Origin of the sequence: Helicobacter sp. 11S03491-1, assembly GCF_002272835.1 — a bacterium.
Classification (GTDB): Bacteria; Campylobacterota; Campylobacteria; order Campylobacterales; family Helicobacteraceae; genus Helicobacter_J.
Window position 1 is genome coordinate 44,606 of sequence record NZ_MLAO01000010.1, and the last position, 23,766, is coordinate 68,371.

Genomic DNA, 23,766 nt, shown 5'->3' on the forward strand with positions numbered 1-23,766 from the left:
GCATCTCTAACAATATTTAATGTATAATCCGGACTTAGATTTATAGTATCGGGAGGTTTTATGTTTGATTTTGATGCAACATGCCCTGCACAAATGAGTATCCAAAAAATAAATTCAGATAGTTTTACTCCATTGCTTGTGTTGGAAAATCTGGATGCAAAAGTTTTATTAGAGTCTGCCTATCAAGAAACCGGGAAAGAAAGATATTCTTTAATGATGCTTTCCGGTGCTTTTATTATTGCTAAAGAAAAGGGGCATTATTTCTTGAAACAAGATGATTTTGAGTTTATTTTAGATGGAATGGATAAAGATAAAAAATTTCTTGATTGGTTAGAATTTTTTAGGGATTTATCTCCGCAAAAACCTCAAACAATTCGGGATATTCCTGTTCCATTAGGAGGAATGGGTTATTTGGGATATGAATTTTTTGAAGAAATTGAGGAAGATGTCATCTTCGATAAACCCAAAGTGATTGATGCTTATGATTGTGCTTTTATTTTTGGAAGGGATTTTCTTATTTTTGATCATCTTTATGATGAAGCCTATATTATCAGTGTTTCTTATGCCAAAGAAAGTGAAGTTTTTGATTTGGAGAATCGAGTTGCCCAAATTGTTAATAAACTTCAAAATCTTTCTCACAAGCTATTTTCTCAAAATGTTTATCCCACCGCTATTATTTCAAAAGATAAGCATCATGACTATATTCAGGCTATTAAGTATATACAAGAAGAAATTTATGCAGGTAATTTGCTTCAATGTGTTCCTTCTCAAAGTATGCAGATTAAAACTGACTTACCTCCTTTAGAGGCTTATAGAAATCTTAGACATAAAAATCCCAGTCCTTATATGTTTTATTTTGATTTTAATTTTTTTAAAATTTTGGGGGCTTCTCCGGAAGTCATGATTAAGGTCCAAGATTCTATCTTGACACTTCGACCTATAGCGGGGACTAGACCTAGAGGGGATACCCCGGCAAAAGATCTAAATCTTCAAAAAGAGCTTTTAAATGATGAAAAAGAAAATGCCGAACACTTGATGTTGGTAGATTTAGGAAGAAATGATATTGGAAAAGTTGCGCTTGGAGGGAGTGTAGAAGTAAGCGAATTTAAATGTATTGAAAAATATTCTAAAGTTATGCATATTGTCTCAGAGATAAAGGGCAAACTTGATCAGGATAGGTATAATTCAAAGGACGCTATTTATGCCACTTTTCCGGCAGGCACAGTAAGTGGGGCGCCAAAGATTCAAGCTATCAAAACTATCCATAAGCTTGAACCACACAAACGTGGTATTTACTCCGGGCTTGTAGGTTATTTTGAAAAAAATGGTAATTTAGATAGTGCTATTGGGATTAGAACAGCTATTTATCAAAAAGGAGTTTATTATCTTCAAGCAGGCGCCGGGATTGTCTATGATTCAGATCCCGAAAGTGAATATAAAGAAACAAAAAACAAAATGCTTGCCCTTATTGAGGCTATTACCCAAAAATATTCATAAGGAATTGCTATGATTTTGCTTATTGATAATTATGATTCTTTTACTTATAATATTTATCAAATTTTTTCTAAATTTAACCATCCCCTTCATGTTGCTCGAAGTGATAAAATTACAATTGAAGAAATTAAGATTTTAAATCCTAATTATATTATTATTGGACCGGGACCTAAAACTCCTCAAGAAGCAGGCATATCTATACAAATAGTTCAGGAGTTAAAAGGTATTTATCCAATTTTAGGGATTTGTCTGGGACATCAAGCAATACTTGGGGCATTTGGAGTTCCTATTGTAAATGCCAAACGGATTGTCCATGGTAAAATAGAGCCTTTAATTCATAATTCCAGGGGAGTTTTTCGTCATATTCGCCCCAACACTCCTATTGTGCGTTACCATTCTTTGGCAGCCAAAGCAGAAGATATCCCTCTTTGCTTTGAAATCTCAGCTACTACTCCTGATGGGGAAGTTATGGCAGTAGAGCATAAAAGCTGCCAACTTGTAGGTCTTCAATTTCACCCTGAGTCTATTGGGACACAAGAAGGTGAAAAAATGATTCTTAATTTTTTACACTATCGCAGAGAAATTATCCCTATTAAAACTTATTTAAAAAAAGCCCTCAGACTCTCAAATCTGGATTTTCAAGAAGCTTATAATATTATGGATGAACTCACAGAGGGAAATATGAGCGATGCACAAATTGGGTCATTATTTACATCTTTAGAAATCAAAGGAGTAAAAGCTGAAGAGCTTGCGGGTTTTGCAAGCGTGCTTAAAAAGAAGGCAGTTTCTTTCCCATTGCCTCAAACAGGAGAAAAACGTTTGGATATAGTAGGGACAGGAGGAAGTGCAAATAAAACTTTCAATGTCTCTACCACTTCTTCTCTTCTCTTGGCAGCAGCAGGAGTAAGGGTTATCAAACATGGCAATCGAGCTATTACAAGTAAATCAGGATCGGCAGATCTTTTAGAACAACTTGGAATCAATGTTAATATGAGTGTATCAACTTGTATTCATTGTTATAAAGAATTAGGGATAACATTTTTGTATGCTACTAAATTTCATTCGGCATTAGCGTTTGCAAGTAGCGCTAGAAAATCATTAGGGTTTAAAACTGCTTTTAATCTCATTGGACCTTTGGCAAATCCTGCGGCTGTAACTCATCAGTTTGTGGGAGTATTTCATAAGGACTATACAGAAATTATGGCAGAAGCACTAAATATTTTGGGAACTAAGCGTGCATTGGTGGTCAGCGGTTTTGATGAATATGATGAAATTTCACTTTGTGCCCCAACCAAAATCACTGAACTCAAAGATGGAAAAATTTCAAGCTATGATTTTACGCCTGTTGAAGTAGGGCTTGATTACGCTCAACACGCTATGTTAGTGGGTGGAGATAGCTTTGTTAATAAACAAATTACATTGGATATTTTTCATAATATTCCTTCGGTAAAAAGTGATTTAGTATGTCTTAACACAGGTGCGGGACTTTATTTGTATGGATTAGCAGAATCAATTGCTGAAGGCTATTTACAAGCCAAAGAAATTCTAAAAACTAAAAAAGTGTTTGATGTATTAGAAGATTTTCAGAAAATGAGTCATCTCACTCTTTAAAATAAAAGTGTCATCAATGACACTTTTATAGAGTTGATTATTTGCTTTTTTTCATTTTGATATCAAGAGCGAAGCGACCACTTCCCAAAAACATGATAGCTAGAGCACCAAACAAATAAAGTCCTTGCAATTCAACAATCCAACCCCCGCTTTTTTCATTGAGAATAAAAATATTTCCTGATGTGAGTGCAAAAATAGCCATAAGCATTGTAAAGATAATCAAGATAGAAGCTATTTTAACACGAAAACCTATTATAAGCATAATTGGGGCTAGAACTTCGCCTAAAAAAACTCCATAACTTATCCATGCAGGCAATCCCATGCCTTCTATTAAGCCTGATACTCCATTAATGCCATCAATAATCTTAAAAATACCATGAAAAAGCATCAATATGCCAATGTTAAGTCTTAAAATTAATTTACCTATATCTTCAAACATGAAAATCCTTTATTTTTGATTTTTTTAATTTATTCTATTTATCATAAGAAATTATATATTAAATTTTTCAGATATTTTAATCTTTTTAGGTTTAATACATAAAATACCTCACTCGTATTCTAATAAGTGTTGTTACGCTTGGACGCGGATAATCTTTGTAAGCAATTTCAATAGTTTTGAGGGTATTTTTATCCAAAATAATAGAACCTGATTTTGTGAGGATTCTAAGATTACTGATATCTCCATTGGGGTGCAAATAAAATTCAACTGCATTTTGGCCGTCTTGCCCGAGATAAGCAGCTGTTCTTGGATATTCAAGATAATTTTGTGTGATTCTCCCAATTTCTCTTAAGTTATTTTTAATAAAATCTTTTTGAGCACTCCCTAAATCTCCAAATTCTTCCCCATATAATTCATCAATGTCTTTTTTGGTTTGAGGATCCATGCCTTTGTTATTTTCAACACTTGAGTTTGTCGCTTCAGAAGAAGAGGGCATTTGTAAGGCTAATGCTTGATCTTTGGTAAGGAGAGATAAATTTTTAGGATCAATATAATTTTTATCATATTTGTTTAAGGCTTTATTTGAGGAGTTGGTTTGCTTTTTTTGTTGGTTTATTTTATTTTTGGTTTTTTCTTGATTTTGTTTTTGGGGTGATGGTTTTTGTGTTTGCATAGCAGAAGGTTTTGGAAGGGGCATTTGGATGAGAGGTTGGGTGGGAGAATTTGGGTTGGGATTGTTTTTAGAGGCTAAGGTGGGGGGAGGAGCGCCACGATTGTGTTTGGATGGATCTTGAGAATGCCCTCTTTTGAGGATCAAAAGGTTACTTGCATTGATTTTTTCAAGATGAGGTTTTTGATTTTGGGTTAGTTTGTTGAGTCCATAAATAATGGCTAAAATCAATAAATGAATAAAAATAGACAAAACCAGCGCAACTATAAAACGTTTTTGTGAATTTTTATCTTGCATCTTTAATGATTCAATGATTGATTACTTTTTTTGATGGTATTCCAAAAATCATCATCAATTTTTGTTCTCTCTCCGGTAGTCTCAAGATTTATTTCACCCACAAGTAGATTTTGTTTATTGTTTAAAAGTAAAATATAGCCGTAATTTTTAATTTGGAATAAAACAAGTTTATTGTGATTGTCGATATTTTTTGTAGATAAGATATGGAGAGATGAAGTGGGAATTAAGGTTGTTTTTTTAAGGGTATTAGGGTTGATTTTTTTTCTAAGAATCAATAATACAAGGATTAAAATTGCCATAACCGCTAAAACAATCCAATATTGATAATCTTGGGGGATTGGGGATGAATTTTTAGATAAATTTATTGGGCTGGATTTGATAAGGGTAGGTTGGGTTATGAGTGATTTTACATTGTCAATTGTTTGTATAGGAAGAAAACGAAGCCTTAGGGTATAGCCATCTCTTGATTTTGCTGCTTGGATTTTGAAAGATTTACTGCTTTTTGGAATGATATAAATGTCTTTTTTATTAGAAAAAATTTCTAAAGACTCTAACAAAGAAGAATTAATTTTTTTTTCCCATTTTTGTTTTAAATAAGTATCTTTAAGCACGATGATTTTATTGCCTTCAATTTTGAATTCTTGAGGGTTAGACGAGAATTTTTTATCTGAAAAAAGGAGTAAATCTACCCCATCTTTTCTATTAAAAACTTCAATTTTTTTAATAATAGCCCCTTGAGCGAGCAATACACTAATAATTAGCATCCATAATATTTTTTTCATAAGAAAACTAAAAATCCTTAGTCAAATAATAGACAATAGCATTGGAATCTAAAATTTCATTTAATCGGATAGCAAGATTTTTCTCATAAACCATTACTTCTCCTTTTCCAATTATTCTGCCATTTACAAAAGTATCCACGCTTTCTCCGGCAGGTTTTTGCAAGTCAATGATAGATCCTTTTTCAAATTTTAAAATTTCATTTAACGGAATTTTTGTAGTCCCTAATTCTGCTGTAAAAGTAACTTCCATATCTAACAAACCTTCATAATTGCTCATCAAATCTTCCAGATAAGTTGCCAGATCAATATCTTTTTGAGTATGGATTTTTTGTTTGTCCAAGATAGATTTTTCTTTTTCGCCCATGTTGCTAACCTTTAAAAGAGATAATTTTTGTTTTAAATATCTTTGCTCATAACTTTACTTCATAGAAATAAGTAGGATTTTTTAAATATAAATTCCTTCTTGATGAATGAAAACACTTCATTCATTATACCTAAAAATTTTCTTTATGTGGGTTTGAAATTGTTTTTTGAAACGCAAAACTCTTGGACAAAACAGCTTTGGCAATCAGGTTTTATTGCTTTGCAGATGTATCTTCCAAAGAGGACAAAAGCTTGATGTAAGATGCTCAAATCTGTTTTAAAAATTTTTATCAAATCTTGTTCGGTTTGTAACGGGGTTTTTGATCTGCTGAGTCCTAATCTATGGGAAGTTCGAAATACATGGGTGTCGACTGCCATATAATTGGCTTCAAAATATTCAATCAAAACAACATTGGCAGTTTTTTGCCCTACACCTGCGAGTGTTTTGAGATCTTCTTGAGTGGTTGGGATTTTGCCATCAAATTTTTCCATCACTTGCTTGGCCATTTTGATAAGATTTTGGGCTTTATTGTTGAAGAATGAAACGGATTTGATAAATTCCTTGAGTTCATCTATATGGGCATTTGCCAATATAGAGGGCATTGGATACTTGGCAAAAAGAGCAGGAGTTACAATATTTACCCTTTTGTCTGTGCATTGAGCAGAGAGTATCACAGCAACCAGAAGTTCATAAATATTTTGATATTTAAGTTCTGTTTTTGGATTTGGATAATGTTGTAAAAATCGTTTTTTTATTTCAGAAACTTTTTGTTTCTTATTCACTTGGAGATGTGCTCCACTTGGATATGTTTAGCCTCATAATCACGCAATGCTATTTGAGATTGATTGATGATAACAGCAAGGGTAGATTTTTTTGTAGAAGCATATAACAGCGTAACAATTGCATCTTGAGTGATACCAAAGGATATGAAACGATTTCTAAGGGCATCATCACAAAAATGAATACTCTTAATTTTGTAGGGCTCGCCCTTCTGACATTGATCTAGTGTCATTTTTACTCCTTTTGCAAAAATATAAAATTAATATCTTCTATTATAGCATTGAATATTAAAACGATTCTTTATTTCATTTCTTTTTTGATCTCATCTACGATAATATCAATAGGTGTAAAAACTCGTCGTAAAATATTAAATGGCGCTTTGATGGCATCTTGGGCAAGTGTAATTTGCGTTTTTGGATTTTCTAGTGTGCCATTAACGATGACATTTGTAGATATTTTTCCTTCATCTCCCAATATTAAATACCCTACAATAGGTATTTTGTTGAGAATATTGCTGAGATTTTTAATAGTTGAGATCGTGAGATTCATATTGATTTCATCAGATCCTAACTCAACAATACCATTTCCATTAATATCCATTGAACTTCCAATAAGATTAATGTGTTCAAAACCAATGTATTTAGAATTGATGGCAAATAAAATACTGCCTTTTTGAATCTCATAACCGTCAATACCTAAATTAGGATTTTTAAAAACTATGAGGGAGGGAATAGTATCAATAAGATTAATAAGATTTTGTAAAATTGCAAAATCTTTAAAAAGTGTGTTTTGCAGTTTTAGCTCCCCATTAAAAACATCATCCTTATATGCTCCTATAAGGGTATAAAGACCTCCTCGAATAATATTTTTTTTCAAGATTTTATTGACAAAATCTCCACTAAAATTATTTGCTCGGACAAAAATATTATTGTGGATAATATCTAAATTAAGCACTCCATTTTTGTAAGTGCCATCAACGCCTATCCTACCATCACGCAATCTAAAATTAATGGTATCTAGAGGGATTTGATAATTTTTATAAGTGATGGTCATGTTATTAGCTTCAATATTGCTCATAACAGGGGCAATATTATGAAGTCGTTCATATCGTCTTTTTTCATTAATAAAACGAGTTTCTTCTTCGATTTGAGAATATGTAAATTTAGCTTGATTGGAATCTGCTAACATCTCTTTAATGGCAGGTATATCGCTTTTTAGAAATTCATCAAGATTAAAATCAAGATTTTTAAAAGTAATCTGTTGTTGATCTTCTTTGGTGGCTAATAAAATATTTTTATCTGTTGAATAAGCAGATATTCCATCTTTGTTTGCTGTTCCTGTGAGTGAAATTTCAGTAAGTTTTTGAGCATTTTTTTCATAAATAGGCAAGTTTAAATTTGAGAGATGAATGCTAAAATTGATATTTTCAAAATCATGAGTGTCGGCAGTGATATCTCCATTTTTAATTGCCAAATACTGCATTAATGGAGAGTAGGGATAGAATTTATTGAGATTATCGGCTTTTATAGTATAAAGATTATTTTGAATAATAGCTTGTATTTGAAATTCCGGAATCACAAGGGAAATAAAATCAGGATTTGAAAAATCAACACTAAAATCAAGTGTAGGTAAGTTATCGCTTGTGGCATAAAAAATATCTTTTGTGAATTTGTTTTTGACTTGAGCTTTGAGGGCATCAATAATTTTTCTTTTGATAACTTCATGAGGAGATTTTTGTATAGGGATGGAGGGGGTTGTTTGGTATCCTTGTTCGGTTGAGGGTTGGTTTGATGGCTTGAGTTCTTCTTGAGATGTTTTTGTGGGATTTTTATCTTTAGAATTTTTCAGAGTATTTTCATTTTGTGTTGTTTGTGAAATAGGTTTGGATGACTCTTTATAAGGTTGGGTATTGATGTCATTGTTTGTATTGATTTGAAGTTTGTGGATTGTTGTATGTGCTTGTAGATTTTTCTTATCCAAATCAAGCGTTATGTCTGTATCCATATTTGCTATATTTTGATATTTGGTGTTTTGTGTGCGGATATAGACATATTTATATTCAGGAGTAATATCCAGTGATATGTTTGCTTCTTGGGTTTGTAGGGGGATTTTATAAAGAGAAAAATTAGTTTTTTGTGTATGGATAAGTCCTTTGACGCTGATAATCGGATCTGAATTTTGTAAAAATTGCAGAGAAAGGTTAAGATGAACATTTGCAGGAGATTGAAGAGTGTCTATAGGTAATTCGATGTCATAAGCGCTCAAAAGATCTCTAAGCGAAGGCTGATAAAAGGCTTGTTTGGAGACGATGTTAATATCAAGCTTGGGGGATTCTAATAAGTTAGAGAGGACAATATCAGATCCATCAAGTTGCATATTATCATAAACAGGATTTTCAAGAGCGATAAAAATTTTTTCTTTTTGCAATTTTAATACTGCTTGAGTAGCTGTTATAGGCTTAAGATTATTTTCCAGATAGATTTGAGGATTTTTTATATTTATTTCAAGCTTGGCACTTTGAATAAGGCTTGGTAAAAAATCTTCTTTATTAAGTACTACACGCATATCTGCAGAGTTAATTCGAATATCTGAAAATTTAATTTTTTCAAATATCCATGCTTGCAAATCTGCATCAGAAATTTTTTCTAAATAAGGTTTTAGAAAGCCAATATTTTTGATTTGTGAGGTTTTTGCTTTAAGGTTGAGAACTTTTAGATTGGTGATACCTTGCAGATAAAGTTTATCATTTTGTGCATCTAGAGGTGAAATGATAAGATTAAATCCTAATTTTCTGGTTTGTGTAGAATAAACTATAGAACCATCTGTTTGTATGCCTATTTTTTTAAAAACCAGATTTAAAATTCTCAAATTAATATCTTTATTATTATTATCTTGAATATCAAATTTGGCTTGGATATTTGGGAATTCTAATATATATTGTTTCCCATCATAGATAACGGAGGCTTGATTGTCTTTGTCCAGAATGATTTGCTTGATAGTGAGTTTTTGAAAATATGAAATTCCCCAAATACCATATTTGATGTTATCTGTGAAAGTTTCTATATCAAGAGTTTGTTTAGAGGGTGTTTTAAGATATTGGGATAAATCAAGTTTTCCAATATCTAGCAAAAGCTTATTATCCAGTTTTAGATATAATTGAGAGATTTCAATGTTGCCAAATTTTATGTTATTAATATAAAAGCCATTTGACAAGATTTTATAACCTGTGAAGAGAAGTATAAGTATAATGACGAAAAATATGATGAGACTCAATATTTTTTTTGATACGATTTTACTCATTATTGTGTCAGTCTTTTTTTATTTAAGTATTCCCATGCGCTCAAGCAGCGTGATTAATATTCCTCAAGGGTCTATTAAAAGTATTATAACATATTTATCTAAAAATAATTTTGATATTAATATCTTTGATACATATGTTATAAGACTTATGGGCAAGCCCCAAAGCGGTTGGATAGATATTGGAAATACAGATCTTACAAAAGGTGATTTTTTATATCGTCTTACGAAGTCAAAAGCAGCGCTTAAGGATATTGTTTTGGTTCCCGGAGAAACAATGTATTTTTTTATACAAGATGCGGCTAATATTTTTGATTTGAATGCAAAAGATCTTTGGAGGGCTTATTATAAATACACTTCTTTGCCTGATGGAGTTATTTTGCCCAATACTTATAAATTGCCCCTGGGGATTAGTGCAAACTATTTGATGCAATATTTGATCAATCAATCCATGATAAAACATAAAGAATTATCCGTCAAAGTGCTTGGAAGATTTGATGAAAAACAATGGTTTCGTTATATTGCAATTGCTTCTATTGTTCAAAAAGAAGCTGCAGATAAAGAAGAAATGCCTATTATTGCAGCTGTTGTTTATAATCGAATTAAGATTGGTATGCCCTTACAAATGGATGGGGCATTAAATTATGGTCAATATTCTCATATTAAAGTAACACCACAACGTATCAAGCAAGATACTACTCCTTATAATACATACAAATATCGTGGCGTGCCACCATATCCTGTGGGGAGTGTGAGTATGGATGCGATTTTGGCTGTGATTAATCCTGCTAATGTCAAATATTTGTATTTTGTCAAAGCTAAGAATGGCAAACATATTTTTAGCGCTACTTATAAGCAACATTTGAAAAATATTAAGTAAAAATAACTTTTAATTAATTAAGTTATTTATAAGTTTCTTTATAAGAAACTAACGTTTGGAGTTTTGGGATAAAATAATCGGGTTTTTGCCCCTTAGAAAGATTTGTCTAAAATTCCTTTTGTTGCAGTAAAGCCCAAGATGGGAAAAATACATTTTTGAATTGTTTTGGATTTGGGAAGATTGCAAAAATTATTCAAAAATTTATGTTAGTATTTTTCTTGAATTAAGTGGCTAAAACTAAAACATTTAAGGTAGCAATCTAACATTTGTGAATTGAAGGAGAAAAAAGATGTCCAATATGGTCGCCCCTAAAGACATACCTGTCTGGGTAAATGAGAATCGTTGTAAGGGTTGTGATATTTGTGTATCTTTATGCCCTGCGGGAGTTTTGGGTATGAAATTAGATGCCAATAAAGTGCTTGGTAAAATCGTCAAAGTATCTCATCCTGAAAGTTGTATTGGTTGCTGTGATTGCGAGTTGCATTGCCCGGATTTTGCTATTTATGTAGCCGATAGAAAAGAATTCAAATTTGCAAAAGTATCTCAAGAAGCACAAGAAAGGGCTCAAAAAGTTAAAGCAAATAGCTTTATGTTGTTGGATTAAAATTAAAGGGAAGATATGCGAGAAGTTATTTCTGGTGGAAATGAATTAGTAGCAATGGCTGCTATAGATGTAGGTTGTAGGTTTTATGGCGGTTATCCGATTACGCCTTCTTCGGATATTATGCATCAAATGAGTGTTTTGCTTCCAAAATATGGGGGGCATTTTATTCAGATGGAAGATGAAATTAGTGGTATTTCAGTCTCTTTGGGCGCAAGCATGAGTGGTGTAAAATCAATGACAGGAAGTTCAGGACCGGGTATTTCACTCAAAGTTGAACAAATTGGCTTAGGTTTTATGGCAGAGATCCCTCTTGTGATTGCTGATGTAATGCGCTCAGGTCCTTCAACGGGTATGCCTACTAGAGTGGCACAAGGGGATATTTCATTTTTAAAACACCCTACACATGGTGATTTTAAGGCTGTGGCACTCGCTCCGGGTAACTTGGCAGAATCCTATACTGAAGCATTCCGTGCATTTAATTTGGCAGAAGAGCTGATGACCCCGGTTTTTTTGTTGCTGGATGAAACAATTGGTCATATGTATGGTAAGACAATGATTCCGGATTTGGAAGAAATGCAAAAAACTATCAAAAATAGAAAAGTGTTTCAAGGAGATCCCAAAGATTATCAACCTTATGGAGTACCCCAAAATGATCCGGCGATTTTAAATCCATTTTTTAAAGGTTATCGTTATCATATTACAGGTCTTCATCATGGACCCATAGGTTTCCCCACCGAAGATGCGAAGATGGGACAAGCTCTCATTGATCGTTTGTTTGGCAAAATTCAATCACGAATAGATACGATTACCAAAAATGAAGAACTTGATTTAGAAGATGCAGAAATTGCCATTATTGCTTATGGATCGGTTTCTCTAGCGGTTAAAGAAGCTATGGTTGAACTCAAAAAACAACAAGGTAGAAAAGTAGGGTTATTTCGTCCAATTACAATTTGGCCCTCTCCTGAAAAGCAAATCAAGGCTTTAGGAGAAAAATTTGAGAAAATTTTAGTCATTGAATTGAATAAAGGGCAATATGTAGAAGAAATTGAGAGAATTTTACATAGAAAGGTTCATTTTATGGGGCAAGCAAATGGTCGGAGCATTTCCCCGGCTCAAATTATCTCTAAAGTGAAGGAGCTTTAAGATGGCATTTAATTATGATGAATACTTAAGGGTAGAAAAAATGCCCACACTATGGTGTTGGGGTTGTGGCGATGGTGTTATTTTGAAATCTATTATCCGCGCAATTGATACGCTGGGTTGGAATATGAATGATGTTTGTTTGGTAAGTGGGATTGGTTGTAGTGGCAGGATGAGTTCGTATGTGAATTGCAATACTGTTCATACAACACATGGAAGAGCAGTAGCCTATGCTACAGGTGTTAAAATGGCCAATCCTGAGAAGCATGTGATTGTTGTTTCCGGAGATGGCGATGCTTTGGCTATTGGAGGAAACCACACAATACATGCTTGCAGAAGAAATATTGACATTAATTTTGTTTTGGTTAATAACTTTATTTATGGTTTGACAAATTCTCAAACTTCTCCTACAACTCCACAAGGAATGTGGACAGTTACAGCTCAATATGGCAATATTGATAATAATTTCGATCCTTGTAAATTAGCAGATGCAGCCGGAGCAACTTTTGTAGCTAGAGAAAGTGTTTTAGATCCTAAAAAAATTGAAAAAGCTTTTGTGGAAGGATTCAAACATGAAGGGTTTAGTTTTTTTGATATTCACAGCAATTGTCATATCAATTTAGGTAGAAAAAACAAAATGGGTGAAGCTATCCAAGTTCTTAAATGGATTGATTCGCGCACGATTTCTAAGCGCAAATATGAAGAATTAAGCGATGAAGAAAAAATTGGCAAATTCCCTACAGGCATTCTTAAACAAGATACTACCAAGACCGAATATACAAAAGCTTATAAAGAAGTAATTAAGAAAGCTCAAGAAAAAGGAGGGCATTAAGTTATGGAAGCCCAATTAAGATTTACAGGCGTTGGTGGGCAAGGGGTTTTGCTTGCCGGAGAGATACTTGCAGAGTCTAGAATAAGGGGAGGTGGTTATGGGGTTCAAGCTTCTACTTATACAAGTCAAGTTCGTGGGGGTCCTACAAAAGTCGATATTCTTCTTGATTCTCAAGAGATTCTTTACCCTTATGCCAATGAAGGAGAGATTGATTTTATGCTCTCTACTGCGCAAGTAAGCTACAATCAATTTAAGGGGGGTGTTCGCACAAAAGGTATTGTAGTGGTTGAGCCAAATCTCGTATATCCCACAAAAGAAGATTATGATAAATTTTTAATTTATAAAATTCCTATCATTACTATTGCCAAAGAGGAAGTTGGGAATGTAGTAACCCAGTCCGTAGTCGCCCTTGCAGCAACAGTAACTTTTACAAAATGTGTTGATAGGGATTTAGTTTATAATACAATGATTAGCAAAGTTCCCTCAAAAGTTGTTGATCTTAATAAAAAGGCTTTTGAATTGGGCGAAAAATATGCACTGGAGGCACTTAAAATCGGAGCGATAAAATCTTAATAAGATTAAAAGTTGGCCAAAGAATTTTGTTTGATTGCTTTTATTTTTCCTGATTTTTATTTTATAAGAGTAAAAATATTATAAATTCTTCTTTTCTTTGTAGATTGAGATAAAATTTTATCCATCTACAAAGTATTTTTAGCCATAAGTTTGAAATAAATAAGTATTTAAAAGACTTTTGGAATATAAAAAATAATCTTAGATTTTTATATTCGTTGGCATTCTAACTCTTTTTAATAGGTTGTGGGGTTTATGTAGGACAGGAAGTTTTGGATATGCAAGGTAATTTTATTACGATACCAAGATTTTGAGGACACACTATAGAGTGTGGCCGGTAATATGAAGTAAATTTATTTTGATACAAGGCTTTGATCAAAGTTTAATGAGGATAAAATCCATTTTAGAATTATTTTATTTAAAATTTGTCCTATAAAATCAAAGCAAGATACATTTTTTAAGATAAATGGTTTGAATTTTGCAGTATTTTTGCCACAATATCAAGGTTTTAAATGAGATTTTAACGCATATCAATGGCTTTTTTGACTATCTTTTCAAAATCATTTTTCATTTGAGGGTTGAGTTTAGTAAGTCGCTTTTGGGTCTGCAGAATGAGTTTTGAATTTGCATTGACATGCACACATAACGTAAATAAAAAATTCTTTTTTTGTGATTTAGACAAATTCCAATTGCGATAATTATTGAAAAAATAATCAATAGCTTTTTGCAAATCCTTTGGGGTGCTATATTTAGAATCAAGCAATAACATGACAGTTTCATAATCAACAATAATTTCTTCAGCAAACTCTTGTTGCTTCTTCTTACCTAAAAGTTTAATAAGCGTAATAATAAACACTCCCATAACGACTACAAATGAAACGATAATAAAAAATGCGTTCGGATTCATATTTCCCTTCTCAATATTAAATATATCCATAAAGACTTTTTAGCTAGAATTGTAACCTTTTTATTTTTAAACTCTATTAAGGGAAGCAATAATGGATTTTTTAAAATTGGCAAATGAGTATAAAACTCCCTTGTATGTGTATGACTTAGACAAAATTAAAAATCAATTTTTGAACTTTAAAAATGCTTTTAATGCTAGAAAATCTCTCATTTGTTATGCATTGAAAGCAAATTCTAACTTAAGTGTTATCAATACGCTTGCAAAACTTGAAAGTGGAGCAGATTGTGTTTCTATTGGAGAAGTTAAGCGTGCTATTTTGGCAGGAATAAAAAAATATAAAATTATTTTTAGCGGTGTGGGTAAAAGTGATGAAGAAATTACGGAGGCTTTGGAACTTGATATATTGTTTATCAATGTAGAATCCCAACAAGAGCTTAAAAGAGTTGAATATATTGCTAAAAAATTGGGCAAAAAGGCACGTATATCCATTCGAGTAAATCCCAATATTGATGCTAAAACGCATCCTTATATTTCAACAGGATTACATGAAAATAAATTTGGTGTAGATAAGCATAAAGCTTTCGAACTTTATTTACATGCAAAAAATTCTCTATTCTTAGAACCTGTGGGCATACATTTTCATATTGGATCACAATTGAGTGATTTAGATCCCATCATAGCTGCAGCTGAAAAAATTGCAGATTTTACAAGATCGTTACTTGCTCTTGAAATTCATTTGAAGTTTTTTGATGTTGGTGGGGGCGTGGGTATTACTTATAGCGATGAAGAAAAAATTAATCTCTATGAATATGCTCAAGCTATTTTGAAAGCTTTGAAGGGGTTAGATTTGACAATTATTTGTGAGCCCGGTAGATATATTGTAGGGGAGAGTGGTTTTTTGATTAGCAAGGTTTTGTATGAGAAACACACCAAGGACAAGCGTTTTGTAATCGTTGATACAGCTATGAATGATCTTATCCGACCCAGCTTATATCAGGCTATTCATAAAGTTAGAGTGTATTCCAAAAATTCTACAGAAGAAGCACAAAAGACCAAAGCAGACATTGTGGGTCCTATTTGTGAAAGTGGAGATTATTTAGCAAAAAATATTTTGCTCCCTCCCTTGCAAAGTGGGGATTTGCTTGTGTTTGAAAATGCCGGAGCTTATGGATATAGCATGTCAAGTAATTACAACACAAGAAAAAGGGCTGCAGAAGTTGGAGTGGAAAATGGTATAGACAGGATACTCAAACATCGAGAAAGTTTTGAAGATTTGATAAAAGATGAACTCAATATTTTACAAGGAGTTTTGTGTGAAATTAAATGAAAGAAGAGCAGAAATTGATAGGATTGATGATGCGATATTTGAACTTTTGAATAAACGTTTGGCAATTGTCTCTGAAATTGGCAAAGAAAAAATCAAATCAAAAGCAAGTATTTATCGACCTGAACGTGAAAGACAAATTATTGAACGTTTATCAAAGAAACAATCAGATTTTTTAAATAACAAGGCGATTGAAGCTATTTACCAAGAGATCTTTGCCATTTCAAGAAATTTGGAACTTCCTGAAAAGGTTGCTTATTTAGGACCTTTGGGGAGCTATACACATCAAGCAGCCGAAGATCGTTTTGGGGCGATGAGTGAATATTTGGCTATGACAAATATTCACTCTGTTTTTAAAGCTGTTGAACTCAAACGAGCAAAATATGGTGTTGTGCCCTTGGAGAATAATACCAATGGAATGGTGGGTGATAGTATTGATTTGCTTGCAAATTCTGAGTTAAAAATCATTGCAGAAATTATTTTGCCTATCCACCATAGTTTTGCTACTAATTGCGAACATCTTAGAGATATTAGGCGAATTTATTCTAAAGATATTGCTTTTGGGCAGTGTAATAATTTTATAGAATCTCATCAGTTATATGAAATAGATAGAATCCCGGTAGATTCTACTGCCAAAGCTGCTCAACTTGCAAAAGAGGATAAAAATTCTGCTGCGATTTGCTCAAAAATTGCAGCAAAATTGTATCATTTACCTATCATGTTTGATAATATTGAAGATTCTAATAAGAATAAAACACGTTTTGTGATTATTAGTGATTTCACTAATCAAACAAGTGGGAAAGATAAGACTTCGATTTTTGCCAATTTGATAGGATTTGAGAAATCCGGCACATTGCTTGGCTTGTTAAAAGATTTTGCTCAAATGGGTATTAATCTTACTAAGATTGATTCACGCCCTATCAAAACAAAATCAGATTTTAGTTTTGGTTTTTATATTGATTTTGAAGGACATAGAGATGATGATCATATTCAAAAACTTTTTGCCTTGCGAAAAAATGAACTCAAATGGTTGGGCAGCTATGTTAAAATGGATGGGTGGGAAAACAAATGATTGAGTATAAAAAAATTTCTTTAGACCATAAGCCTTTATTGGATTCTTATTTAAACAAAGATTTTTTTTATATATCTGATGTTAGTTTTGGAAATCTTTATATTTGGCAGCATGCTAGGGATATTCGCTATGGAATTGTTCAAGAGTGTTTGGTAATACGCACGCAATATGAGGGACAAAAACCATTTTATTTTTATCCTATTGGAGAAAAAGAAGAAAATAAAATTTCATGTATTGTAGAATTAATAAATGATTGTAAGCATAAGGGTGAAAAATTGGAATTTCATTCTCTTGAAGCTAAAAATACCCAAGCTCTTTGTAAGCATTTTAATGGGCGTTTTGTTTTGCATCCCAATCGCGATAGAAGTGATTATGTTTATAGTATTTCTGAATTGATTGAACTCAATGGCAGGAAATACCATAAGAAAAAAAATCACCTTAACGGATTTTTGCAAACTTATCCTGAATTTATCTATACAAGCATCGATGCCCAAAATAAATATGATGTTCTTTGTGTGTGGGAAGAATGGTTTGCGAAGACAGCAAAACAAGCAAGCCAAGGATTAAAAGATGAAAATATCGGTATCAGGAATGTGTTGGAGGATTATGAATTTTTGGGGTTAAGGGGTGGATTTATATCTGTAAATAATAGAATTATCGCTTTTAGCTTTGGAGAAGTAATTAATTCTGAAATGGTTGTGGTGCATATTGAAAAGGCAGATTCTGATTATAGAGGGGCTTACCAGATTATTAACCAGCAGTTGCTTTTGAATGAATTTAGCTCTTATGTTTATGCTAATCGTGAAGAGGATTTGGGTATAGAAGGTCTTAGAAAGGCAAAAATGAGCTATAACCCTATATTTTTGGTAGAAAAATTTGAGGCTATTTTTCAGGAATGATTTTTGGAGACAAATATTATTCACAAAGCCTTCACAAACTTGTTGCTTTTGATGCAAAGGGGGTTAAAGAAGCGTTAGAATATATTGATATGCATCAAAAAGAGGGGTATTTTGTAGGTTATATCAAATATGAGGCTAAAGATGTTTTTTTGGGAAAGCAAAATAAAAGTGATTTGCCTCTTTTGTATTTTGAGCATTTTGCTCAAAGTTGTGATTTGAATAAAGATTTTTTGGATTCCAAAGAAGTTTTTTATCCCTATGCATCCACATCTATGCCCCAAAAACTCTATAATAAAAAAATCAGACAAATTAAGGATTTTATTGCCAGGGGAGATACCTATCAAGTAAATTTTACTTATCCTTTAGAAATAACTACTCATTGTAATGAAATAGATATTTTTAAATCAATTTTATTGAATCAAGATACTCCTTATAAAGCTTTGTTTATCAATGAATTTGAAAGCGTGCTTTCTTTTTCGCCGGAATTATTTTTTGAGATTAGTATTTGCAATCATCAACGTCAAATCTTAACCCGTCCGATGAAAGGGACAATTCAAAGAGGTGTTGATAAAATAGAAGATGAAAAAAATCAAGAATTTTTAAAAAATGATATTAAAAATAGAAGTGAAAATGTAATGATTGTCGATCTCTTGCGCAATGATTTAAGTAAAATCGCACTTAAAGGCAGTGTGAAGGTTAGCAAGCTTTTTGAAATCCATACATACCCTACTTTGCATCAAATGGTTTCAGAAGTCAAGGCAAATATTCCTCAAAATATGAGTCTTTATCAAATTCTTGAAGCTTTGTTTCCTTGTGGATCTATCACAGGGGCTCCAAAAATCAAAACAATGGAAATTATTCATATCCTTGAGGATTATCAAAGAGGGGTTTATTGCGGGGCTATTGGAGTGATACAAAAAGATAAAATGTGTTTTAGCGTGCCAATACGCACTCTTTACAAACAAGCAAATAAGAAAAAATATCAGCTTGGAGTTGGAGGGGGAATCATCTGGGATAGTGAGGTTCAAAATGAATTTCAAGAAAGTCGGTTAAAATCATTTTTTATCCTCCCAAAGCGTGATTTTTTTCTTGTAGAGACAATGAGAGTAGAGAATTTGGTGATTGAGGATTTTTGGGAACATTTAGAGCGCTTAAAAAATTCTGCACAATACTTTGGTTTTAAATTTGATACTTCTTTAGAAGCTTATAAACCAAATTCAAATGGAATATTAAGAATTCTTTTAGACAAGAATGGCAAAAGTACTTTAAGCACTCAATTATATGTGCCTCATAAAACCAATCAAGTTATTCTTCATTCTAATTTTATCAATAGTCATAATGATTTTTTGTATCATAAAACAACTCGCCGCCCATGGTATGATGAAGCGATGAATAAAATCAATCAAAATCTTATTTTTGATGAAATATTTTATAATCAAGATGGAAACATTACGGAAGGAGCTAGAAGCAATATAGTCCTTCAAATGGGAGAAAAATTTTTTACCCCTCCTATTTGTCAGGGGTTATTAGGAGGTATTTATAGGCAGAAATTATTAAGAGAGGGAATTATCCAAGAAAGAATTTTAAGTCTTGAAGATTTTTTAAAAGCAGATAAAATTTATTGTATAAATTCTGTTCGTAAAATGGTAGAAGTGAGTTTTAAAAATGTCCATAGCCCTTATTGATAATTATGATTCTTTTACTTATAATTTAGCGCATATGATAGAAATGCTTGGATATACTCCGGATATATACAAGAGTGATCAAATTAGCTTAGAAAAACTTCGTCCTTATACTCATCTCATTATTTCTCCGGGTTTTGGTAATCCTAAAGATGCCGGGATAAGTATGGAAACAATCAAGCATTATCAAACGAATAAAAAAATTTTAGGAGTTTGTTTGGGGCATCAGTGTATTGCAGAAGTTTTTGGAGGAAAAGTTTCAAAATTAAAAATGCCTATACATGGAAAAGCTTCTCTTATCAAAATTTTTCCTTGCCCTCTTTTTAGGGGATTGCCTAATGAGGTGAAGATGGGGAGATACCATTCCTTGCATGTCTCTTCTCTCTCTAGCGATCTTTTGCCTTTAGGTTTTAGTTCAGATGGAATTTTAATGGCATTGAGACATAAAGATTATGAAATTTATGGAGTGCAATTTCATCCTGAATCCATTCTATCAACCTATGGAAAAGAATTACTAAAGAATTTTTTAGATTTATAAACGTTATTTTTATATTTAGATATTGTTAGATTTATCTTGTGCTTTAAGAATAACATTTATTACAGGTTAATTTATATATTCTTTAGGTGCTTGAATGCTTCTAAATAATTTGTTTAATATCCCCGATATTGTTTTGTTTTTATCAGCATTTTTTAGCACCATCGCTCCCATATCCGGAATCTTGAGCTTGTATAAAAAACTCTTTTTGAGTTTTGGGAATTTTATCCGGATGATTTTTGCGCATATGCTCCAAATATTTATCATAACTTGGAAGTCCAACTAAGAGATGAAAAAATCTGTCAGATTTTTTATAAAGTTGAGATAATTTTACAATCCATTTCATTAATATGCCTTTATGTAGGGTGACTCATCTAAGGGAGGGCAGATATTCTCTCTCCCATTTTTGAGACAACTTAGTATGATGCGCATGCAAGAGAAGATGACAAATAAAGTAACAAGCATAAAAAATGCGCATAAAATTGCATTGACAATATTATTTGTAATAGTGCTTTTTATCTCAGATATTTGGGTGCTATCACTGAGGGTTGGCAGCTTGGCAGTAAGATTTTGGGCAATGGCTACATGACTAACACTATCTGCGATCTTATCTCCACTGGCGGGCATAATTTTTTGCGCCCCGGCATAAAGTGTCGCTATTAAAACAAATGCAGCAGGTAAGATAGTAATCCAAGCATATTTTCCTTTTCCCATTTTAAATAAAACAGCACTAGCAAGTAGAAGCGCCATACCTGCAAGCATTTGATTACTCACTCCAAATAATGGCCATAAAGAATAAATGCCTCCTTTAGGATCAATAGCGCCTTGATAAAGAAAATACCCCCATCCGGCTACACAGAGTGCCGTAGCTGGAATACCTGCAAGGTATGAATGGGTATTGCCCAATGGTTTATAGATATGCCCCAAAATATCTTGGACCATAAAACGACAAGTTCTTGTGCCTGCATCCACAGCAGTTAAAATAAATAGCGCTTCAAATAAAATAGCAAAATGATACCAAAAAGCCATCATTTGTGTTCCTCCAATGAGTTGATGGACAATCAGCGCCAGACCAATGGCAAAAGTAGGCGCTCCCCCTGTGCGGCTTAAAATTGTATGTTCGCCTATGTTTTGAGTGAGGGTTTGTATTTCTTGAGGTGTGATACTAAAGCCCCAGTTTGAGATTGTATGGGCTACAGAGATAATATCTGTGCCAATTGTAATGGCTGGAGAGTTGATAGCAAAGTATAATCCCGGATGCAAAATTGTAGCCCCAATCAATGCCATAATCGCTACGCCGGATTCCATAATCATAGAACCATAACCTACCGGTCGTGCATGAGATTCTTTTTCCAGCATTTTTGGAGTTGTGCCTGAAGCAATTAGGGCATGAAACCCACTAATAGCCCCACAAGCAATTGTAATAAAAAGAAAAGGAAACAAGTTCCCTGCAAATACAGGACCGCTTCCATCAAGATATTGAGTAAGTTTTGGCATTTGTAATGGTGGAGCGACGCAAATAATTGCTATAGCCATACCTAAAATAACCCCTATCTTTAAAAATGTGCTTAGATAATCGCGTGGGGCAAGCAAAAACCATACGGGTAAAATAGCCGCTATAAACCCATAGCCAATCATCATTATTGCAAGCGTGCGTTCATCAAAGGTGAATAAGGCTCCAAGAGCAGGATCAGAAGAAATATATCTCCCACAATAAAGAGCAATCATCAAGAGAATAAACCCAATAACTGAAGCCTCTCCTACTCTTCCCGGTCGGATATAACGCATGTATATGCCCATTATAATTGCAATTGGTATTGTCATAGCAATAGTGAAAAATCCCCAAGGGCTATCTGCCAAAGCCTTGAGTACCACCATTGCCAAAATGGCAATGATAATAATCATGATCCCAAATATTCCAAGCATTGCAAATGCACCTGTGAAATGCCCCATTTCTTGCTTGATCATTTCTCCTAAGGATTTGCCATTACGCCGAAGTGAAAGAAATAAGACCACAAAATCATGCACTCCTCCGGCAAGCACACCCCCTATCAAAATCCATATCATGCTTGGTAAATATCCCATTTGTGCAGCCAAAATAGGACCTACAAGTGGTCCTGCTCCGGCAATAGCTGCAAAATGATGCCCAAACAAAATAACTTTATTGGTTGGGACATAATCTCTCCCGTCATTATTGATGACTGCGGGTGTAGATCGATTATCATCAAGCTGAAGCACTTTATAAGCAATAAATTTACTATAAAATCGATAAGCAATGCTATAGATGCATGCACTGGCAATGATAAGCCAAACTGCATTGATGTTTTCTCCTTGATTGAGAGCCAAAACACCAAAGCAAAAAGCTCCTATCACTCCAATAGCTATCCAAAAGCTTAAACTAAAAATCTTACTCATTTTCTTTCCTTACAAAAAATCTCATCTCTAATGATAAACTATAAATCCGGTATTTGAAGATTTTGAGGAATAAAAAGATAAAGAAATTATAAAAAGTAACATTTTATAATCAAATACTTCTAATCATAAAGATTGTAATTAGAAGTATAGAAATTTAAAAATTCCTTCGATACAAAAATAATCTTTTGATTATTTTTGCTCAGGTTGCCAAGTGGTTTCTTCCGAGGGAGTATAAGGAGATTGTTGTTTATTGATATTACGATATTGCATGGGGTGTTGTGTAGTATTTTTCTTGGAATCTTGAGGTTGTGTTTTGTTATGTTCTATTCTGTATTGAGTAGTATTGTTTTGAGGATCTTGTGAATCCAAAGCTACGCATCCGCTTAGTATAATTGTTGCTATACTTATGGTTATTAGATTTTTCATAATCTATCCTTTTGTTAAAAAAATTTGTATTTATAATTATATTATAAACAAAGAAATTTTTATAAAATCAAATCTGAATATTTTTATCATTTTAACTTTTTTTGAGAATTATTTAAAGCCTTTTGTTGTTCAACTACTCAACCTAAAAGTTTGTTTCCGGTTTTTAAATAAAACAATATCCGGTGAATCTGATATTCTTAATTTTTGATCATTCTTTAATCTTTTTATTTATCATCTTTTGATTTAATGTGAAAGTCAGTAGGTCTATATCTATCTTTTTCCTTTCTCAAATTCAAACAAGTGAATAGAAGTAAAAGATTGAGTTATAGAGTATATTTTAGAATTCGCTTTTAATTGATTTATATTTTCTTATAAATTATTATTTTCTCATAATATTTAATTGATTTTGTATCCTTATTTTTGAGTGACTAATTTATTTTTTTGATAAAAGATTATTTCAAGAGTGTTGCAAACTTTTTTTGACAAATATAGAGATATTGATTAAGGTTTATAAAATCGAATTTCTATAAACCCTTATCAAAATTATCTTTATCTGAATCCGGATTAATTGTTTTTTCATCGGTGCCGGTAGAAATGTTGTGTTTTTTATTAACTGCTGCTTTCTTCCCAAAAGCATACCTTCCCCCGATAGAAACAAGATAATTTTGTTGGTAATGAGTCCCTAAGAATCCTGCATCCACATCCGCATAAACTCTCCAATGATCTGTCAGGATAGAGTTGATCCC

At 32.8% G+C, this 23,766-nt stretch carries 24 protein-coding genes; 12 read left to right on the forward strand and 12 right to left on the reverse strand.

The genetic code is table 11. The features are described from left to right. Positions 1-60: 60 nt before the first annotated feature. Both BKH45_RS07110 and BKH45_RS07115 read left to right on the forward strand, forming a co-directional pair. Positions 61-1,497, forward strand: coding sequence for a chorismate-binding protein (locus tag BKH45_RS07110; RefSeq protein WP_095274793.1), 1,437 nt, complete (start codon positions 61-63; stop codon positions 1,495-1,497). Between the two features lie 9 nt (positions 1,498-1,506). Further along, positions 1,507-3,105 carry a bifunctional anthranilate synthase component II/anthranilate phosphoribosyltransferase gene (locus tag BKH45_RS07115; protein ID WP_095274794.1) on the forward strand — a complete coding sequence of 533 codons (1,599 nt, stop codon included), beginning with the start codon at positions 1,507-1,509 and terminating at the stop codon, positions 3,103-3,105. Between the two features lie 37 nt (positions 3,106-3,142). On the opposite strand, the gene BKH45_RS07120 is transcribed toward BKH45_RS07115, so the two are convergent. The 7 genes from BKH45_RS07120 to BKH45_RS07150 form a co-directional block, all read right to left on the reverse strand. Then, positions 3,143-3,544: a DoxX family protein gene (locus tag BKH45_RS07120; RefSeq protein ID WP_095274795.1), complete on the reverse strand. Its 402-nt coding sequence runs from the start codon at positions 3,542-3,544 to the stop codon at positions 3,143-3,145. Positions 3,545-3,635: 91 nt separating this feature from the next. Further along, positions 3,636-4,511 (reverse strand): energy transducer TonB, encoded by an 876-nt coding sequence (locus BKH45_RS07125; RefSeq protein ID WP_095274796.1) that lies wholly within the window; start codon positions 4,509-4,511, stop codon positions 3,636-3,638. Positions 4,512-4,513: 2 nt separating this feature from the next. Next, a complete protein-coding gene (locus BKH45_RS07130; protein WP_095274797.1) occupies positions 4,514-5,293 on the reverse strand; it encodes a hypothetical protein in 780 nt (259 codons plus the stop codon). Positions 5,294-5,300: 7 nt separating this feature from the next. Continuing rightward, positions 5,301-5,657 carry a flagellar motor switch protein FliN gene (gene fliN, locus BKH45_RS07135; RefSeq protein WP_095274798.1) on the reverse strand — a complete coding sequence of 119 codons (357 nt, stop codon included), beginning with the start codon at positions 5,655-5,657 and terminating at the stop codon, positions 5,301-5,303. 143 nt (positions 5,658-5,800) lie between these two features. Further along, positions 5,801-6,439 carry an endonuclease III gene (gene nth / locus BKH45_RS07140; RefSeq protein WP_095274799.1) on the reverse strand — a complete coding sequence of 213 codons (639 nt, stop codon included), beginning with the start codon at positions 6,437-6,439 and terminating at the stop codon, positions 5,801-5,803. Next, positions 6,436-6,669: a FeoA family protein gene (locus BKH45_RS07145; RefSeq protein WP_095274800.1), complete on the reverse strand. Its 234-nt coding sequence runs from the start codon at positions 6,667-6,669 to the stop codon at positions 6,436-6,438. Before BKH45_RS07145 ends, nth begins: the two co-directional genes overlap by 4 nt. A gap of 68 nt (positions 6,670-6,737) precedes the next feature. Then, a complete protein-coding gene (locus BKH45_RS07150) occupies positions 6,738-9,566 on the reverse strand; it encodes an AsmA-like C-terminal domain-containing protein (protein ID WP_180675692.1) in 2,829 nt (942 codons plus the stop codon). A 118-nt stretch (positions 9,567-9,684) separates the two neighbouring features. Here BKH45_RS07150 and mltG point away from each other — a divergent pair, with 118 nt between their 5' ends. The 5 genes from mltG (at position 9,685) to BKH45_RS07175 (ending at position 13,763) form a co-directional block, all read left to right on the forward strand. Continuing rightward, positions 9,685-10,614 (forward strand): endolytic transglycosylase MltG, encoded by a 930-nt coding sequence (mltG, locus tag BKH45_RS07155; RefSeq protein ID WP_095274802.1) that lies wholly within the window; start codon positions 9,685-9,687, stop codon positions 10,612-10,614. A 289-nt stretch (positions 10,615-10,903) separates the two neighbouring features. Further along, the gene (locus BKH45_RS07160; protein ID WP_095274803.1) at positions 10,904-11,218 is read left to right on the forward strand and encodes a 4Fe-4S binding protein; all 315 of its coding nucleotides are present in this window, start codon (positions 10,904-10,906) and stop codon (positions 11,216-11,218) included. Positions 11,219-11,233: 15 nt separating this feature from the next. Next, on the forward strand, positions 11,234-12,361 hold the full coding sequence (locus BKH45_RS07165) for a 2-oxoglutarate synthase subunit alpha (RefSeq protein WP_095274804.1): 1,128 nt from the start codon (positions 11,234-11,236) through the stop codon (positions 12,359-12,361). Position 12,362: 1 nt separating this feature from the next. After that, positions 12,363-13,190 carry a 2-oxoglutarate ferredoxin oxidoreductase subunit beta gene (locus tag BKH45_RS07170; RefSeq protein ID WP_095274805.1) on the forward strand — a complete coding sequence of 276 codons (828 nt, stop codon included), beginning with the start codon at positions 12,363-12,365 and terminating at the stop codon, positions 13,188-13,190. A gap of 3 nt (positions 13,191-13,193) precedes the next feature. Continuing rightward, the gene (locus BKH45_RS07175) at positions 13,194-13,763 is read left to right on the forward strand and encodes a 2-oxoacid:acceptor oxidoreductase family protein (protein ID WP_095274806.1); all 570 of its coding nucleotides are present in this window, start codon (positions 13,194-13,196) and stop codon (positions 13,761-13,763) included. Between the two features lie 517 nt (positions 13,764-14,280). Here the strand turns inward: BKH45_RS07175 and BKH45_RS07180 are convergent. Then, on the reverse strand, positions 14,281-14,667 hold the full coding sequence (locus tag BKH45_RS07180; RefSeq protein ID WP_095274807.1) for a hypothetical protein: 387 nt from the start codon (positions 14,665-14,667) through the stop codon (positions 14,281-14,283). 91 nt (positions 14,668-14,758) lie between these two features. Between BKH45_RS07180 and lysA the strand changes: the two genes are divergently transcribed. Genes lysA through BKH45_RS07205 form a run of 5 tightly spaced genes read left to right on the forward strand, consistent with a single transcriptional unit; the run spans position 14,759 to position 20,182 of the window. Next, a complete protein-coding gene (gene lysA, locus BKH45_RS07185) occupies positions 14,759-15,994 on the forward strand; it encodes a diaminopimelate decarboxylase (RefSeq protein WP_095274808.1) in 1,236 nt (411 codons plus the stop codon). Continuing rightward, on the forward strand, positions 15,981-17,063 hold the full coding sequence (gene pheA / locus BKH45_RS07190; RefSeq protein ID WP_257874523.1) for a prephenate dehydratase: 1,083 nt from the start codon (positions 15,981-15,983) through the stop codon (positions 17,061-17,063). Before lysA ends, pheA begins: the two co-directional genes overlap by 14 nt. Then, the gene (locus BKH45_RS07195) at positions 17,060-17,962 is read left to right on the forward strand and encodes a phosphatidylglycerol lysyltransferase domain-containing protein (RefSeq protein ID WP_095274810.1); all 903 of its coding nucleotides are present in this window, start codon (positions 17,060-17,062) and stop codon (positions 17,960-17,962) included. The genes pheA and BKH45_RS07195 overlap by 4 nt, the downstream gene beginning before the upstream one ends. Beyond that, positions 17,959-19,647, forward strand: a complete 1,689-nt coding sequence (locus BKH45_RS07200; protein WP_095274811.1) for a bifunctional anthranilate synthase component I family protein/class IV aminotransferase — start codon at positions 17,959-17,961, stop codon at positions 19,645-19,647. The genes BKH45_RS07195 and BKH45_RS07200 overlap by 4 nt, the downstream gene beginning before the upstream one ends. Then, entirely contained in the window at positions 19,628-20,182 is a 555-nt protein-coding gene (locus tag BKH45_RS07205; protein WP_095274812.1) for an aminodeoxychorismate/anthranilate synthase component II, read from the forward strand. Before BKH45_RS07200 ends, BKH45_RS07205 begins: the two co-directional genes overlap by 20 nt. A 142-nt stretch (positions 20,183-20,324) precedes the next feature. On the opposite strand, the gene kcuS is transcribed toward BKH45_RS07205, so the two are convergent. The 4 genes from kcuS to BKH45_RS08910 form a co-directional block, all read right to left on the reverse strand. After that, positions 20,325-20,525 (reverse strand): KCU-star family selenoprotein, encoded by a 201-nt coding sequence (gene kcuS, locus BKH45_RS07210; protein ID WP_095274813.1) that lies wholly within the window; start codon positions 20,523-20,525, stop codon positions 20,325-20,327. Continuing rightward, a complete protein-coding gene (locus BKH45_RS07215) occupies positions 20,525-22,594 on the reverse strand; it encodes a carbon starvation CstA family protein (protein ID WP_095274814.1) in 2,070 nt (689 codons plus the stop codon). Before BKH45_RS07215 ends, kcuS begins: the two co-directional genes overlap by 1 nt. A 189-nt stretch (positions 22,595-22,783) precedes the next feature. After that, a complete protein-coding gene (locus BKH45_RS07220; protein WP_095274815.1) occupies positions 22,784-23,020 on the reverse strand; it encodes a hypothetical protein in 237 nt (78 codons plus the stop codon). Positions 23,021-23,544: 524 nt separating this feature from the next. After that, positions 23,545-23,766: hypothetical protein (locus BKH45_RS08910; protein WP_180675694.1), on the reverse strand; the 222-nt coding region annotated here is incomplete at its 5' end.